Source organism: Aestuariivirga sp., assembly GCF_046093005.1.
Taxonomy (GTDB): Bacteria; Pseudomonadota; Alphaproteobacteria; order Rhizobiales; family Aestuariivirgaceae; genus Aestuariivirga.
Window position 1 is genome coordinate 1 of the sequence record NZ_JBJTER010000028.1, and the last position, 15,286, is coordinate 15,286.

The window sequence follows — 15,286 nt, forward strand, 5'->3', positions numbered from 1 at the left end:
ACCCAGCCGCCGTCCACCACATATTGCTGGTTGGTGCAGGCCGAGGCTTCCTCGGAGGCGAGGAAGACCGTGAAGCGGGCGATCTCGTCCGGCATGATCTTGCGCTTCAGGCACTGGCGCTGCTCCAGCTCCTTCAGCGCCTCGGGCGTGAGCCACTTGTCGATCTGGCGCTGGGTCATGATCCAGCCGGGCGCTATGGCGTTGACCCGGATGTTGTAGGGGCCATAGTCGCGCGCCAGCGAGCGGGTGAGGCCGAGGATCGCTGATTTCGACGCCGTGTAGGCGGCCATGCCGCCCTGGCCGATCATCCAGGAAATCGATCCGAAATTGACGATCACGCCCTGGCGCGCCGCCTGCATGTCCGGCAGCACCGCCTGGGCGGCGAAGAACTGCTGCTTGAGGTTCACGGCGATGCGGTCGTCCCAGTATTCGGGCGTCACGTCCGGGGTGGGGTGGCGCTCGTCATTGGCGGCGTTGTTGATCAGCACCTCGACCGGCCCCCAGCCGGCCCGCACCGCGGCGATGGTTTCGCGCAGGGCCGCAATGTCCTTGAGGTCGGTATGGTTGAAGCGCACCTGGTGGCCCTTGGCCGTGAGTTCGGCCTCCAGCGCCTCGGACGCCTCGCGGGCGATGTCGATGAAGGCCACCTTGCATTTCTGGCCGGCGAAGCGCCGGACGATGGATTCGCCGATGCCGGAGCCGCCGCCGGTCACCAGCACGCATTTGCCTTCAAGATCGGGATAGATCGCCGCCACGATGCCTCACTTCCGGGATGGTGGAGCCAGGCGGAATCGAACCGCCGACCTCTTGAATGCCATTCAAGCGCTCTCCCAACTGAGCTATGACCCCTTGACCGTGATCGCCTTCGCCGCTTGGGGGCGGCGGAGCGGGGCGGAACCTAGTTCCGCCGCCCTGTTCAGGCAAGCGATATTTTAGCTCTCTTCGTCCTCTTCCTTGCCGCCGGTGTCGAGCAGGCCCGACACATTGTCGCCCTCCTCTTCCTCTTCGACCAGGAAGGTGTCGTCCTCGGCCTCGGCATCCGCCGCCTCCTCGCCGAGATCGACGTCCTCGATGCCCGCGGTCTCGTCGTCCTCGGCCACGTCCGGCGCTTCGGCGTCCTCGAGGCTGACGAGCTCCACATCGGCGGTCTCCATGTCCTCGGACACGACCTCGCGCGGCTTGGGCGCGGGCGCCATGGCCGGCATGTCGCCCTTGGACGGCAGGATGGCGGCAGCCACGAAATTGGCCCCGCATTTCGGGCAGACGATGGGGTTCTTCAGAAGATCGTAGAAACGGGCGGCGCAGGACGGGCACGTCCGCTTGGTTCCGAGTTCAGCCTTGACCACGGTTGATCCTTTCGACGGCAGAAATTCGCATGATTGGCGCGCTCCATGGCATTTCCCGGCGCCGTTGTCAAAAGCCAATCGGCGGGGGTGGCAGAGACCCGGCCGATCGTGTATCGGAGCAGCCTATGAGCCAGTCTTCCGCCCCCCTGCCACCGCTTCCCCTCATCTCCCGCCAGGCCTCGGCCCTCAAGGGCCGCATCCGGGTGCCGGGGGACAAGTCGATGTCCCACCGGTCGCTGATGTTCGGCGCCGTGGCGATCGGCGAGACGGTGATCCGCGGCCTGCTGGAAGCCGAGGACGTGATCAACACGGCGAAGGCCATGACGGCGCTGGGGGCCAGCGCGGCGCGCGGGGCAGACGGCGTGTGGCGGGTCCAGGGTGTCGGAGTCTCCGGCCTGCAATCGCCCGCCGCACCGCTTGATTTCGGCAATTCCGGCACCGGGGTCCGCCTCGCCATGGGGCTGATGGCGACAACCCCGCTGACGGCCACCTGCGTGGGCGATGCCTCGCTGTCGCGGCGGCCCATGGGCCGGGTCACCGGTCCGCTCGCCCAGTTCGGCGCCCGGTTCGAGACGGCGGAAGGAAACCGCCTGCCGATCACGCTCCACGGCGCCCGGGAGCCGGTGCCCATCACCTACCGCCTGCCGGTGGCCTCCGCGCAGGTCAAATCGGCGGTGCTGCTGGCCGGCCTCAACACCCCGGGCCGCACCACGGTGATCGAACCCACCTCCACGCGGGATCACACCGAGCGCATGCTCAAGGGCTTCGGCGCCCGGATCGCCGTGGAGCAGAAGGACGACGGCCGCCACATCGCCATCGAAGGCCAGCACGAACTCACCGCCCAGACGCTCGACATTCCCGGCGATCCGTCCTCGGCCGCCTTCCCGATGGTGGCGGCGCTGATCACGGCGGGCTCGGACATCGTGATCGAGAACATCATGCTGAACCCGACCCGCACCGGGCTCATCCAGACGCTGATCGAAATGGGCGGCGACATTGTCATCGAAAACCGCAGGCTGGCCGGCGGCGAGGAGGTGGGCGATCTCCACGTCAGGGCCTCGCAGCTCAGCGGCATCGCCGTGCCCGCCGCACGGGCACCCTCGATGATCGACGAATACCCTATTCTGGCGGTGGCCGCTTCCTTCGCGCGCGGCGTCACCCGCATGGAGGGGCTGGAGGAACTCCGCGTCAAGGAAAGTGACCGGCTGGCCGCCGTCGAAGCCGGCCTCGCGGCCAATGGCGTTGCCACCCGCTCCGGGCGCGACTGGCTGGAAGTCGACGGCGGCGGCGCTGCCGGCGGCGGCACGGTCACCACCCATATGGACCACCGCATCGCCATGTCCTTCCTGGTCATGGGCCTCGCCGCGGCGCGCGAAACCCGGGTCGATGACAGCCGCTTCATCGCCACAAGCTTTCCTGATTTCACCGGGCTCATGAACGCGATGGGCGCGAAGATTTCGGCATGATCGTCGCCGTCGACGGTCCGGCGGCGGCCGGCAAGGGCACCATCGCCCGCGCCCTGGCCAAACATCTGGGCTATCACTTCCTCGATACCGGCGCGCTCTACCGCATGGTGGGGCTGGCGGCGCTCAGGGCGGGCGGCGCCCCCATTTCCGCAGCGGCCGCCATTGCCGCTGCCAGGACGCTCGATCCCGGCGCTTTCGCGGATTCGGACCTGCGCAACGAGATGGTGGCCGCCGCCGCCTCCGAGGTGGCGGCCATCCCGGAAGTGCGCGCCGCCCTGCTGGCGCTTCAGCGCGCCTTCGCCCGCCAGAAGCCCGGCGCCGTGCTGGATGGCCGCGACATCGGCACGGTGGTCTGCCCCGATGCCGATGTGAAGCTGTTCGTCACCGCCAGCCAGGAGGTGCGCGCCCGCCGACGCCAGCAGGAGCTTGGCGCAGCCGATTATGAATCCGTCCTCGCCGAAATCCTCACCCGTGATGCGCGCGACTCGCAGCGCCCGGTATCGCCGCTGATCCCCGCCGCCGACGCGGTGATCATCGACACCTCGGATTTGGACCGTGACCAGGCGGTGGCGGCGGCGCTGAGGGCGGTCATGGCCAATCGGGTGGGCCGCTAGCCCTTGCCCCCCGCCGGGTTTTCTCCTATGTACGCGGCCGTTACAGGACATGCCTGCCCCCAGGGGCGGCGTGAACATGAACCGGGGTGCCGCAAAGCACCCCATATTGTTTCAGGGCTTCGGAGACGTCTGGCCGCCTGCCTGGGCGGGGTCTCCGGGGGTTTGGAACGCCAGGTCGCGGTTTGTCCGTCTGGCGCCCCATTTCAGCAACCGGGGCCAGGCGGGACGTCCTAGCGGGTTTTGCCGCCGGGCCAGCCTCGATTTTCGAACAGGAACACACCACCCATGGCGAAATCCGCCGTCTCGCTCAACCCCACCCGTGAAGATTTCGAATTCCTCCTCGCCGAAAGCTATTCCGACCATCCCGCCACCGAAGGCAGCGTGGTCAAGGGCCGCATCGTCAGCATCGAGAATGATTTCGCGATCATCGACGTCGGCCTCAAGACCGAGGGCAAGATCGCCATCAAGGAATTCGCGCAGCCGGGCAAGGCGCCCGAGGTGAAGCCCGGCGACACGGTCGAGGTCTATCTGGAGCGCATCGAGAACGCGCTGGGCGAGGCCGTGCTGTCGCGCGACAAGGCCCGCCGCGAGGAGGCCTGGACCAGGCTCGAGCAGATGTCCAACAAGAACGAGCGCGTCGAGGGCGTGATCTTCGGCCGCGTCAAGGGCGGCTTCACCGTCGATCTCGGCGGCGCCGTGGCCTTCCTGCCGGGCAGCCAGGTGGACGTGCGCCCGATCCGCGACGTGGGCCCGCTGATGAATGTGCCGCAGCCGTTCCAGATTCTGAAGATGGACCGCCGCCGCGGCAACATCGTGGTGTCGCGCCGCGCCATCATGGAAGAAACCCGCGCCGAGCAGCGTTCCGAGCTCGTCCAGAATCTGGCCGAGGGCCAGGTGGTGGAAGGCGTGGTCAAGAACATCACCGATTACGGCGCCTTCGTGGACCTCGGCGGCATCGACGGCCTCCTCCATGTCACGGACATCGCCTGGAAGCGCGTCAACCATCCGTCTGATGTGCTGCATGTCGGCCAGACGGTGAAGGTGCAGATCATCCGCATCAACCCCGAGACCCAGCGCATCTCGCTCGGCATGAAGCAGCTGGACAAGGACCCGTGGGAAGTCGTCACCGAGCGCTATCCGATCGGCGCCAGGGTCAAGGGCAAGGTCACCAACATCACCGATTACGGCGCCTTCGTGGAGCTGGAAGACGGCATCGAGGGCCTGATCCACGTCTCGGAAATGAGCTGGACCAAGAAGAACGTCCACCCCGGCAAGATTCTCTCCACCTCGGAAGCGGTGGAAGTGCAGGTGCTGGACATCGACTCGGCCAAGCGCCGCATTTCGCTCGGCCTCAAGCAGACCCAGCGCAACCCCTGGGAAGCGTTCGCCGACAAGCATCCGCCGGGCTCCAATGTCGAGGGCGAGATCAAGAATATCACCGAATTCGGCCTGTTCATCGGGCTCGACGGCGATGTCGACGGCATGGTGCATCTCTCCGACATCGACTGGAAGCGGGCGGGCGAGGAAGCCATCAAGGACTTCAAGAAGGGCGACCGGGTGAAGGCCCGCGTGCTCGACGTGGACCGCGAGAAGGAGCGCATCTCGCTCGGCATCAAGCAGCTGGGCTCCGATCCGATGGCCTCCGCCTCGGGCCTCAAGAAGGGCGACACCGTCACCTGCGAAGTGCTGAAGGTGGAAGACAACGGCCTCGAGGTGAAGGTGGCCGGCACCGACATGACGGCCTATGTGAAGCGCGCCGACCTGGCGCGTGACCGCGGCGAGCAGCGGCCAGACCGCTTCGCGGTGGGCGAGAAGTTCGACGCCAAGATCACGCTCTTCGACCAGAAGGCGCGCAAGATGAACGTGTCGATCAAGGCCCTCGAGATCGCCGAGGAGAAGGAAGCCGTGGCGCAATACGGCTCATCCGACTCGGGCGCCTCGCTGGGCGATATTCTCGGCGCCGCGCTCAAGAAGAAGGACGAGACCAAGCCTGACTGAGACCGGAATGGCCGGGTCCGCCCGGCCATTTCACTCTGAGTGCTTGCAGCCATTGCGTTGCGGAGAAGCGCCTTGTCGATGTCCGAAGCCGAACTCATCGTCGAACGCCGGCGGCTGAAACGCCGGGTTACGTTCTGGCGGGTCGTGGCGGTGCTGCTGGCGGTGGCGGGGCTGGCCGCCCTGCTGTGGACCAGCGATGCCCGCCGCTTCGAGGATCATGTGGCCCGCGTCCGGATCGACGGGCTGATCACCGGCGATCAGAAGACCCTCGATCTCCTCAAGCAGGTGACCGAGGCCGATCAGGTCAAGGGCGTGCTGCTGCGCATCGACAGCCCGGGCGGCACAACGGCAGGCTCCGAGGCGGTCTATGAGGCGGTGCGCAAGCTGTCCGAAAAGAAACCGGTGGTGGCGGTGATGGATACGGTGGCCGCTTCCGGCGGCTACATCACGGCGCTCGCCGCCGACCACATCGTGGCGCGCGGCAACACGATCACCGGTTCGATCGGCGTGATCTTCAGCTTCCCCGAAGTCTCGAAGCTGCTCGACACGGTGGGCATCAGGATGGAGGAGCTGAAGTCCGGCGACCTCAAGGCTGAGCCCTCGCCCTACAAGCCGGTATCGGAAAAGGCCCGCGCCGTCTCCATGGAAATGGTCGATGACGGGTTCCAGTGGTTCATGGGCCTGGTGGCCGAGCGCCGCCAGCTGCCGATGGAGCGGGTGCGCGAACTTTCCGATGGCCGGGTCTATACCGGCCGCCAGGCGCTGAACGTCAAGCTCATCGACGCGATCGGCGGCGAGGAGATAGGCATGGCCTGGCTCGAAACCGACAAGAAGCTCACGCCGAAGCTGCCGATCCTCGACTGGGAGCCCCCGGCCGACAGCCGGTTTTCCGGTCTGGGTTTCTCCGCCGCCGATGCGCTGCTGGGCGGTCTGGGCCTGGACGGGCTGCGGGACGCCGCCCGGCGGGCCAAGCTTGACGGACTTCTAGCACTTTGGCACCCTGCCCAGTAACCGGGGAAACGTCATGATCAAGTCCTAGCTCGTCCAGAAGATCGCGGAGAAAAACCCGCATCTCTATCACCGCGACATCGAACGCATCGTCAACACGGTGCTCGATGAGATCATCAATGCGCTGAAGGACGGCGACCGGGTGGAACTGCGCGGCTTTGGCGCCTTCTCGGCCAAGTCGCGCGGGGCCCGCACCGGTCGCAATCCGCGCACCGGCGTCGCCGTCGAGGTGGTGGCCAAGCGGGTGCCGTTCTTCAAGACCGGCAAGGAACTGCGCGAGCGTCTGAACGGCAAGGGCTGATTGCGCCTCGGCCGTCTCCGGCGTAGAACGCGAGCATGACGGTTAAAGGTATTTTCAACTGGGTCATCGGGCTGCCAATCGCGGTGGCGGCGATTGGCTTTGCGGTCGCCAACCGGCAGTGGGTCACCGTGTCCTTCGACCCGATCAACCGCACGCACCCCTTCGCCACCATCACAGTGCCGCTGTGGGGCCTGCTGTTCGCCGGCATCCTGATCGGCATCTTCGCCGGCTGGCTGGTGGCCTGGCGCGGCAATGCCAAGTACCGCCGCGCCGCCAAGGAGGCCAGGATCGAGCTGATCCGCACCCAGCAGGCCCATGAGCGTGAACGCCGTGACTGGCAGCATAACCTGCCCGCGACGCGCCCGGATAAGGCGCCGTGAAACTGCTCTCCGCCGCCGATGTGGCGCGGCTCGGCGCCTACCGCGATATCGTGGAAGCGCTGCGCGAGGGCTTTCGCGCGCCCATCGAAACCCCGGTGCGCCATCACCATGAAGTTTCCCCGGTCTCGACGCTGCTGCTGATGCCCGCTTGGTCGCGGCAATGGGCGGGGCTCAAGACGGTGGTGGTCAAGACCGACAACCCGGCCAGGGGCCTGCCCACCGTGCAGGCGAGCTATCTGCTGATCGACCAGGCAACGGGCGCCACGGTGGCGCTGATGGATGGCACCGAAATCACCAGGCGGCGCACCGCGGCGGCCTCCGCACTCGCCGCCGATTATCTGGCGCGCCCGGATGCTGATAGCATGACCGTGGTGGGCGCCGGGGCGCTGGCCCCGCATTTCGTCGCCGCGCATGCCGCGGTCAGGCCGATCCGGCGGGTGTTCGTCTACAACCGCACGCCGTCGCGATCCGAGACGCTGGCGGCGGAATTGGCCCAGCAGGGCTTCGAGGCCCATGCGGTGACCGACCTCGAACATGCGGTGCGGCAGTCCGGCATCGTCAGCTGTGTGACCTCGTCCACGGTTCCGATCCTGCGGGGCGCCTGGCTGCAGCCCGGCACCCATGTCGATCTCGCCGGGGCGTTCAAACCCAGCATGCGCGAGACCGATGCGGAAACGGTGGCGCGCGCCGCGGTCTATGTCGATACCCGTGAGGGCGCGCTGGCCGAGGCCGGGGACCTGTTGCAGGCCCGTGACGAGGGCCGCTTCGATTTCGCCAGTATCTGCGGCGATCTGTTCGATCTGTGCCAGGGTACGGCGAAGGGCCGCAGGGCCTTGGATGAGATCACCCTGTTCAAGTCCGCCGGCACGGCGATCGAAGACCTTGCTACCGCCATCATGCTGTATCAAAAGGCCGGCTGATCAGCCGGAGCCTTGCCGATGCCCGCCAATCCGATCTGCGTTGCCCTTGATACGCCCGACCTCGCGCAGGCGGTGGCGCTGGCGCGCGCCCTGAAGCCGCATGTGGGCTGGGCCAAGATCGGCATGGAGTTCTTCTATGCCCATGGCATCGCAGGCTATGCGCGGGTGGCGGACACCGGCCTGCCGGTGTTCCTCGATCTGAAGCTCCACGACATTCCCAACACCGTCGCCTCGGCCATGGCGGCCCTGATGCGGATCGCGCCGCGGCCGGCCATCGTCAATCTCCACGCCACCGGCGGCCTCGACATGATGAAGGCGGCAGCCGAGGCGGTGGCGGGGCGCTCGAAGCTGATCGCCGTCACCATTCTCACCAGCCTCTCGGATGACGATATCTGGGCCGCCGGCTTCGAGACCGCCAAGAATACCGAGGCCCATGTACGCAGCCTCGCCGCGCTGACCAGGGCCGCCGGGCTCGACGGTGTCGTCTGCAGCCCGCATGACCTCATTGGCATCCGCCATGATCTGGGGCGTGATTTTCTCACCGTGGTGCCGGGAATCCGCCCGGCCGATGCCGCAACCCAGGATCAGAAACGGGTGGCCACCCCCGCCGCGGCACGCGCCGCCGGTGCTGATATTCTGGTGATCGGCCGCGCCATCACCGGGGCCGCCGACCCCGCCCGCGCGGCGCAGATGATCCTGGAGGGGCTCGATCGTGGCTGAGGTCAAGATCTGCGGCCTGTCGACGCCGGAGACGGTCGAGGCGGCCATCGCCGCCGGAGCGGACCTGATCGGGTTTGTCTTCTATCCCAAAAGCCCGCGCTACGTGACCATTGACCAGGCGGCGGCGCTGGCCGCCCAGGCCCGTGGCCGGGTGAAGACGGTCGCGCTCGTGGTTGATGCCGATGACGCGCTGCTCGCGGAGATCACGGCCAGGGTCAGGCCCGATTTCATCCAGGTCCATGGCTCTGAGACTCCGGAGCGGGTCGCGGACGTCGCGCGGCGCAGCGGCAGGCCGGTAATCAAGGCCATCCGGGTGAAGGATGAGGCGGACATTGCCGCCGCCGCGCCCTATGCGGCGGTGGCGAGCCTCATCATGTATGACGCCAAGGCGCCCGAAACGCTCGGGACCGCGCTGCCCGGCGGCAATGGCCATGCCTTCGACTGGGGTTTGCTGGACGGCGGCAGCCGGCCGGCCTTCATGCTGGCTGGCGGGCTCACCCCCGCCAATGTCGCGGAGGCCATCCGGGTTACCGGCGCACCCATCGTGGACGTATCCTCCGGTGTTGAATCTGCCCCCGGCGTCAAGGATCCCGGGCTGATCCGGAAATTCATTGAGGCGGCGAAGCGCCCCCGCTAGAACCAGTCCAACAGTCGAGAAAAGGCAGCAGACGCCACATGAACGTGACCAACCCCAATTCCTTCCGCATGGGACCGGACGAGAACGGCCTGTTCGGCATCTATGGCGGCCGTTTCGTCGCCGAAACCCTCATGCCGCTGATCCTCGAGCTTGAACAGGCCTATAGGGACGCCAAGGCCGATCCCGGCTTCCAGGCGGAGCTTGACGGCTTCCTCGAGCATTATGTTGGCCGCCCCAGCCCGCTCTATTTCGCCGAGCGCATGACCGAGCACCTGGGCGGCGCCAAGATCTATTTCAAGCGAGACGAGCTCAACCACACCGGCGCCCACAAGATCAACAATGTGATGGGCCAGATCCTGCTCGCCCGCCGCATGGGCAAGAAGCGCATCATCGCCGAGACCGGCGCTGGCCAGCATGGCGTGGCCACCGCCACCGCCTGCGCCCGCTTTGGGCTGGAATGCATCGTCTACATGGGCGAGGTCGATATCGAGCGCCAGAAGCCCAATGTGTTCCGCATGAAGCTGCTGGGCGCCGAGGTGGTTCCGGCCAAGTCCGGCTCGCGCACCCTCAAGGATGCGCTGAACGAGGCGCTGCGCGACTGGGTGGCGAACGTGGAAGACACCTTCTACTGCATCGGCACGGTGGCGGGGCCGCATCCCTATCCGGAAATGGTGCGCGATTTCCAGTCGGTGATCGGGCGCGAGACCAAGGCCCAGATGCTGAAGCGCGAAGGCCGCCTGCCGGATTCGCTGGTCGCGGCCATCGGCGGCGGCTCCAATGCCATGGGCCTGTTCCATCCTTTCCTCGATGACAAGGATGTCGAGATCATCGGCGTCGAGGCGGCGGGCCTCGGCCTCAAGACTAGGACCAAGCATGCGGCCTCGATCGCCGGCGGCAAGCCGGGCGTGCTGCACGGCAACCGCACCTATCTGCTGATGGATGATGACGGGCAGATCATCGAAGGCCATTCGATCTCGGCGGGCCTCGATTATCCGGGCATCGGGCCGGAGCATGCCTGGCTCCATGACATGGGCCGCGTCGACTATGTCTCGGCCACCGACAAGGAGGCGCTGGAGGCGTTCCAGCTGTGCTGCAAGCTTGAAGGCATCATTCCCGCGCTGGAGCCAAGCCACGCGCTGGCGCATGTCATGAAGATCGCGCCCGAGAGGCCGAAGGATCACCTGATGGTGATGAATCTCTGCGGCCGCGGCGACAAGGACATCTTCACGGTGGCGGATATTCTGGGAACGAAGCTGTGAGCACGCGCATCGACCGCCGGTTTGCCGCCCTGAAGGAGGAAGGCCGCGCCGCGCTCGTGACTTTCGTGACGGCGGGCGATCCCGACTATGACACCTCGCTCAAGATTCTCAGTGGACTGCCGAAAGCGGGTGCTGACGTGATCGAGATCGGCATGCCATTCACCGATCCGATGGCCGATGGCCCGGCGATCCAGGCGGCGGGCTTGCGCGCGCTGGCTTCCGGCCAGACCATGAAGAAGACGCTGAAGCTGGTGAAGGAATTCCGCAAGGCCGACAAGGATACGCCGATCGTGCTGATGGGCTATTACAACCCCGTCTATGTCTATGGCGTGGACAAGTTCCTGAAGGACGCCAAGGCAGCCGGGGCCGATGGCTTCATCATCGTCGATCTGCCGCCGGAGGAAGACGGCGAGTTCTGCCTGCCCGCCCTGGCGGCGGGCATGAATTTCATCCGCCTCGCCACGCCCACCACCGATGACAAGCGCGCGCCCAAGGTGTTCCGCAATACCTCCGGCTTTGTGTACTATGTTTCGGTGCTGGGTATCACCGGCACCAAGGCGCCGGACCTGACAAGCGTCAAGGCCAATGTCAACCGGCTGCGTAAGCATACGAAACTGCCGATTTGCGTGGGCTTCGGCGTCAAGACGGCGGATCAGGCGCGCGCCATCGCCAGGGACGCCGATGGCGTCGTCGTGGGCTCGGCGCTGGTGAGCGCCGTTGAAAAGAGCCTGACCAAGGCTGGCAAGGCGACGGCGAAAACCGCGAAGGCGGTGCATGCGCTGGTCGCCGGCATCGCCCAGGGCGTAAGGAGCTAGGACGCCCGATGCCGCGCAAGACGCTCACATCACTTTTTCTTCCTCGCCCCCACGCCAGTGGGGGAGAGGGCAGGGTGAGGGGGTGGATGATGCCGGGAACAGCGGCTGAGCTCTCCATGGCATCGGTTGGTCAACTGAGGTCACTGTTCTGCCACTTATGGTGCTTGTGTCTTCTCCCGCTTCTTCTGCGGGAGAAGACGGGACCCGTTGCGGCACGCAACGGGGAGATGAGGGGACGACGAATTGCAACACCCTCCGGCGCCCTTCGATTCCCTCACCTCCCCCAACTTCGTTGGGGCCCCTTCCTCTCCCGCTTCGCGGGCGAGGACAAAGGCGGGCGCGTTCAACTGATCTCTCTATGCATGAGCCCCCTTACCCTCCCCTCCTCTCCGATGGGGGAGAGGAATGAATTTGTTCAAGCTGTCTGAGAAAGCGCGCGGGGACCGGCCATGAACTGGATCAAGAATTTCGTCCGCCCGAAAATCCGCTCCATCCTCGGCACCGACAAGCGCGAGACGCCGGAGAACATGTGGGTGAAAGACCCCGACTCCGGGCAGATGGTGTTCTACAAGGATCTCGAGGCTAACCAATATGTGATGCCGCCATCGGGTTATCACATGCGCATGCCGCCGGATGTGCGGCTCACGACCATGTTCGACGACGGCGCCTATGAAAAGATCGCGCTGCCGCAGGCGCCGGCCGATCCGCTCAAGTTCCGCGACGAGCGCAAATATGCCGACCGCCTGAAGGAAGCCCGCGCCAAGAACGCCGCCGATGACTGTATCCAGGCTGGCCTTGGCGAGCTGGGCGGCCTCGCCGTCACCATCGCGGTGCAGGATTTCGCTTTCATGGGCGGCTCGCTGGGCATGGCCGCCGGCGAGGCCATCGTCACCGCCATGCGCAAGGCGGCGGAAAAGAAGACACCGTTCATCTTCTTCATCTCCTCCGGCGGCGCGCGCATGCAGGAGGGCGTGCTGTCGCTGATGCAGATGCCGCGCACCACCGTGGCCGTGCAGGAGCTGCGGGCCGCCAGGCTGCCCTATGTGGTGGTGCTCACCCACCCGACCACGGGAGGCGTCACCGCGTCCTATGCCATGCTGGGCGATGTGCATGTGGCCGAGCCCGGCGCGCTCATCGGCTTTGCCGGCCAGCGGGTGATCGAGCAGACGATCCGCGAGAAGCTGCCCGAGGGTTTCCAGCGCGCCGAATATCTCGAGGCCCATGGCATGGTGGACATGGTGGTGCACCGCCACCAGATGCGCGACACGCTGGGCCGTCTCGTCCGCCTGCTCGGCCGGGCGCCGTCGCGCGAAGTGCCGTCGACGGCGCTGGTTCCGGCAGGCTGATCCTTGGCGCTCAGCGACGCCATCCTGACGCGGCTTCTGTCGCTTCACCCGAAGATCATCGACCTCAGCCTTGGCCGCATGCAGGGCCTGCTGGCGAAGCTTGGAAACCCGGAGCGCAAGCTGCCGCCGGTCATCCATGTCGCGGGCACCAACGGCAAGGGCTCGACGGTGGCCTATCTCCGCCACATCATGGCGGCGGCGGGGCTTGGCGCCCATGCCTATACCTCGCCGCATCTGGTGAAGTTTCATGAGCGTATCCGGGTGGCGGGCGATTTGATCCCCGAACAGGCGCTCACCGTGCTGCTTGAGGAATGCGAACAGGTGAATGGTGGCGAGCCCGTCACCTTCTTCGAGATCACCACCGCGGCGGCCTTTCTCGCCTTCAGCCGTACCCCGGCGGATTACCTGATCCTCGAGGTGGGTCTCGGTGGCCGCCTCGACGCCACCAATGTGATCCCTGACCCGCTGGTGTCGGTGATCACCACCATCGATTATGACCACCAGCAATATCTGGGCGATACGCTGACTCTCATCGCCCATGAGAAGGCGGGCATCCTGAAGCGGGGCGTTCCCGCCGTCATCGGCGTGCAGACCGATGAGGCGCGCGCCGAGATCGAGCGGGTGGCCGCCAGGCTGCGGTCCGCCCTGCATATCGCGGGGCAGGACTGGCAGGCCTATGAACAGCATGGCCGTCTGGTATTTCAGGACGAGCACGGCCTGCTCGATCTGCCGCTGCCGCAGCTGCGTGGCCGCCACCAGATCGACAATGCCAGCAATGCGGTGGCCGCCATCCGGGTGATCGGCGATCCGCGCATCGCGGAAAGCCACATCGCGGAGGGCCTCAGGTCCACGAGCTGGCCCGCCCGCATGCAGCGCCTGGGCCCTGGAGCGCTTTCAGCGCTGGTGCCCGCCGACGCCGAGCTGTGGCTTGACGGCGGCCACAATCCTTCCGCCGGCCGGGTGCTGGCGCAGGCCTTTTCCGAACTGAACGAGCGCCGTTCGCGCCCGCTGGTGCTGGTCTGGGGCATGCTCAACACCAAGGACGCGGGAAGCTTCATCGGCTGCTTTGCGGGGATCGCCAGCCGCGTCGTGACACTGACCATTCCGGATGAGGAGAACGCGGTTGCCGCCGAGGCCCTGGCGGATACCGCGCGCGCCCATGGTCTTTCAGCGGAATCCGCCGCGAGCCTTGAGGACGCGCTGCGCCAGGCCTCGCTCGGCGTGCCGGCGCCACGCATCCTGATCTGCGGCTCGCTTTATCTGGCGGGGCGCGTGCTGGCCCAGCATGGCAATGAAGAGATGAGCAAGGTCTCGGGCGCCGGACGCCGCTGATCTATCCCACCAGGCGAAGCGCGCGCGGGAAGGAGGTGAGGCATTCGATGCCTGACTCCGTCACCACCACATTGTCTTCGATCCGCACGCCGGCTTCCCCGTCACGGTAAAGGCCGGGCTCGATGGTGAAGACCATGCCGGGCTCAAGGCGCTGATCATTGCCGCGCATGATCTGTGGCGCCTCATGCACGTCAAGCCCGAGACCATGCCCGGTCTTGTGGCGGCAGAAGGCGGCGAATTGCGAGCGTTCGAGCACGTTCAGCACCGCGTCATCGAGCTCGGAGGCCGCGATGCCCGGACGCGAGGCAGCGCGGCCCGTTTCATTGGCCCTGAGCACCGCGTCGTAGAAAGCGCGGTCATAGTCCGAGACTTCCTTCACAAAGAATGTGCGGGTGATATCGGCGCTGAAGCCCTGGTAGGTGCCGCCAAAATCAAACAGCAAGGCATCGCCCGGCTTGATGCGGTAGCCGGGCCTGGCATGGGCATGGGGCTTTGCCGCATTGTCGCCCGCCGCCACGATCGGCGCGAAGGACAGCCCGTCGGCGCCATGCGCGAAAAGGTTGCGGAGCAGGATCGACTCGATCTCGGTCTCGGTCATGCCAACCTTGATTTCGCCGAGTGTGGCCTCAAGCGCTGCTTCCGAGAGACGAATGGCCTGCCGCAGACGGGCGATTTCATCGGCGGTCTTGTGCAGGCGTATCCGAGAGATATCCGCGTGAGCGTCCATGAACGCGGCGCCGGGAAAAGCCTTCTGCAAGGCCAGCAAGTCGAACACCCGCATGCGCTGGCCCTCGACGCCGATGCGGGCGCCATTGCGCAGCTGCGGCAGCGCCTCGCCCGCCGCCATGACGGCGCCCTGATAGCCAGCCTCGTCGCGCCAGTCGAAAACCCGTCCTGGAAAGCCGATCGCCTGGAACGAGCCCATTTCGAGATTGGGCACCACCGCGACCGCCTCGCCCGCCCGCGGCACGATCACCGCCAGCGGACGTTCCATCTGGTGGAAGTCCTTGTTGAAGACACGGCGGAAATTGGCGCCGGGCACCAAGACCAGCGCGTCGAGACCGGTTCTGGACAGGACCTGCGTCAGTGGCGAAAGCATAACCATGTGCGGCCGCGGGAAGAGACGAAGACTCTTCCCGGCGGG

General features: G+C 66.3%; 16 protein-coding genes and 1 tRNA gene. 13 read left to right on the forward strand and 4 right to left on the reverse strand.

The window, feature by feature from the left end; translation table 11 throughout:
• The 3 genes from ACKOED_RS01750 to ACKOED_RS01760 all read right to left on the reverse strand — a co-directional run.
• On the reverse strand, positions 1-755 hold a 755-nt coding region (locus ACKOED_RS01750), incomplete at its 3' end, for an SDR family NAD(P)-dependent oxidoreductase (protein WP_408914851.1).
• Positions 756-773: 18 nt separating this feature from the next.
• Positions 774-849: transfer RNA gene (locus tag ACKOED_RS01755), tRNA-Ala, on the reverse strand.
• An 83-nt stretch (positions 850-932) separates the two neighbouring features.
• Positions 933-1,346: a TIGR02300 family protein gene (locus tag ACKOED_RS01760; RefSeq protein WP_408914852.1), complete on the reverse strand. Its 414-nt coding sequence runs from the start codon at positions 1,344-1,346 to the stop codon at positions 933-935.
• Positions 1,347-1,471: 125 nt separating this feature from the next.
• Between ACKOED_RS01760 and aroA the strand changes: the two genes are divergently transcribed.
• The 13 genes from aroA to ACKOED_RS01825 all read left to right on the forward strand — a co-directional run bounded on the left by aroA (position 1,472) and on the right by ACKOED_RS01825 (position 14,142).
• On the forward strand, positions 1,472-2,812 hold the full coding sequence (aroA, locus tag ACKOED_RS01765) for a 3-phosphoshikimate 1-carboxyvinyltransferase (RefSeq protein WP_408914854.1): 1,341 nt from the start codon (positions 1,472-1,474) through the stop codon (positions 2,810-2,812).
• Positions 2,809-3,426: a (d)CMP kinase gene (gene cmk, locus ACKOED_RS01770; RefSeq protein WP_408914855.1), complete on the forward strand. Its 618-nt coding sequence runs from the start codon at positions 2,809-2,811 to the stop codon at positions 3,424-3,426. The genes aroA and cmk overlap by 4 nt, the downstream gene beginning before the upstream one ends.
• A 285-nt stretch (positions 3,427-3,711) precedes the next feature.
• On the forward strand, positions 3,712-5,424 hold the full coding sequence (gene rpsA, locus ACKOED_RS01775) for a 30S ribosomal protein S1 (protein ID WP_408914856.1): 1,713 nt from the start codon (positions 3,712-3,714) through the stop codon (positions 5,422-5,424).
• Positions 5,425-5,502: 78 nt separating this feature from the next.
• A complete protein-coding gene (sppA, locus tag ACKOED_RS01780; RefSeq protein ID WP_408914857.1) occupies positions 5,503-6,435 on the forward strand; it encodes a signal peptide peptidase SppA in 933 nt (310 codons plus the stop codon).
• A gap of 40 nt (positions 6,436-6,475) precedes the next feature.
• On the forward strand, positions 6,476-6,733 hold the full coding sequence (locus tag ACKOED_RS01785; protein ID WP_408914976.1) for an integration host factor subunit beta: 258 nt from the start codon (positions 6,476-6,478) through the stop codon (positions 6,731-6,733).
• A gap of 35 nt (positions 6,734-6,768) precedes the next feature.
• Positions 6,769-7,113, forward strand: a complete 345-nt coding sequence (locus ACKOED_RS01790; protein WP_408914858.1) for a DUF1049 domain-containing protein — start codon at positions 6,769-6,771, stop codon at positions 7,111-7,113.
• Positions 7,110-8,033, forward strand: coding sequence for an ornithine cyclodeaminase family protein (locus tag ACKOED_RS01795; RefSeq protein WP_408914859.1), 924 nt, complete (start codon positions 7,110-7,112; stop codon positions 8,031-8,033). Before ACKOED_RS01790 ends, ACKOED_RS01795 begins: the two co-directional genes overlap by 4 nt.
• A gap of 18 nt (positions 8,034-8,051) precedes the next feature.
• Entirely contained in the window at positions 8,052-8,753 is a 702-nt protein-coding gene (gene pyrF / locus ACKOED_RS01800) for an orotidine-5'-phosphate decarboxylase (RefSeq protein WP_408914860.1), read from the forward strand.
• On the forward strand, positions 8,746-9,390 hold the full coding sequence (locus tag ACKOED_RS01805) for a phosphoribosylanthranilate isomerase (protein ID WP_408914861.1): 645 nt from the start codon (positions 8,746-8,748) through the stop codon (positions 9,388-9,390). The genes pyrF and ACKOED_RS01805 overlap by 8 nt, the downstream gene beginning before the upstream one ends.
• A gap of 38 nt (positions 9,391-9,428) precedes the next feature.
• The gene (gene trpB, locus ACKOED_RS01810) at positions 9,429-10,649 is read left to right on the forward strand and encodes a tryptophan synthase subunit beta (RefSeq protein ID WP_408914862.1); all 1,221 of its coding nucleotides are present in this window, start codon (positions 9,429-9,431) and stop codon (positions 10,647-10,649) included.
• Positions 10,646-11,464 carry a tryptophan synthase subunit alpha gene (trpA, locus tag ACKOED_RS01815; RefSeq protein ID WP_408914863.1) on the forward strand — a complete coding sequence of 273 codons (819 nt, stop codon included), beginning with the start codon at positions 10,646-10,648 and terminating at the stop codon, positions 11,462-11,464. The genes trpB and trpA overlap by 4 nt, the downstream gene beginning before the upstream one ends.
• A 449-nt stretch (positions 11,465-11,913) precedes the next feature.
• Positions 11,914-12,810, forward strand: coding sequence for an acetyl-CoA carboxylase, carboxyltransferase subunit beta (accD, locus tag ACKOED_RS01820; protein ID WP_408914864.1), 897 nt, complete (start codon positions 11,914-11,916; stop codon positions 12,808-12,810).
• Positions 12,811-12,813: 3 nt separating this feature from the next.
• A complete protein-coding gene (locus ACKOED_RS01825; protein ID WP_408914865.1) occupies positions 12,814-14,142 on the forward strand; it encodes a bifunctional folylpolyglutamate synthase/dihydrofolate synthase in 1,329 nt (442 codons plus the stop codon).
• Position 14,143: 1 nt separating this feature from the next.
• On the opposite strand, the gene ACKOED_RS01830 is transcribed toward ACKOED_RS01825, so the two are convergent.
• On the reverse strand, positions 14,144-15,241 hold the full coding sequence (locus ACKOED_RS01830; protein WP_408914866.1) for a M24 family metallopeptidase: 1,098 nt from the start codon (positions 15,239-15,241) through the stop codon (positions 14,144-14,146).
• Positions 15,242-15,286: the final 45 nt, after the last annotated feature.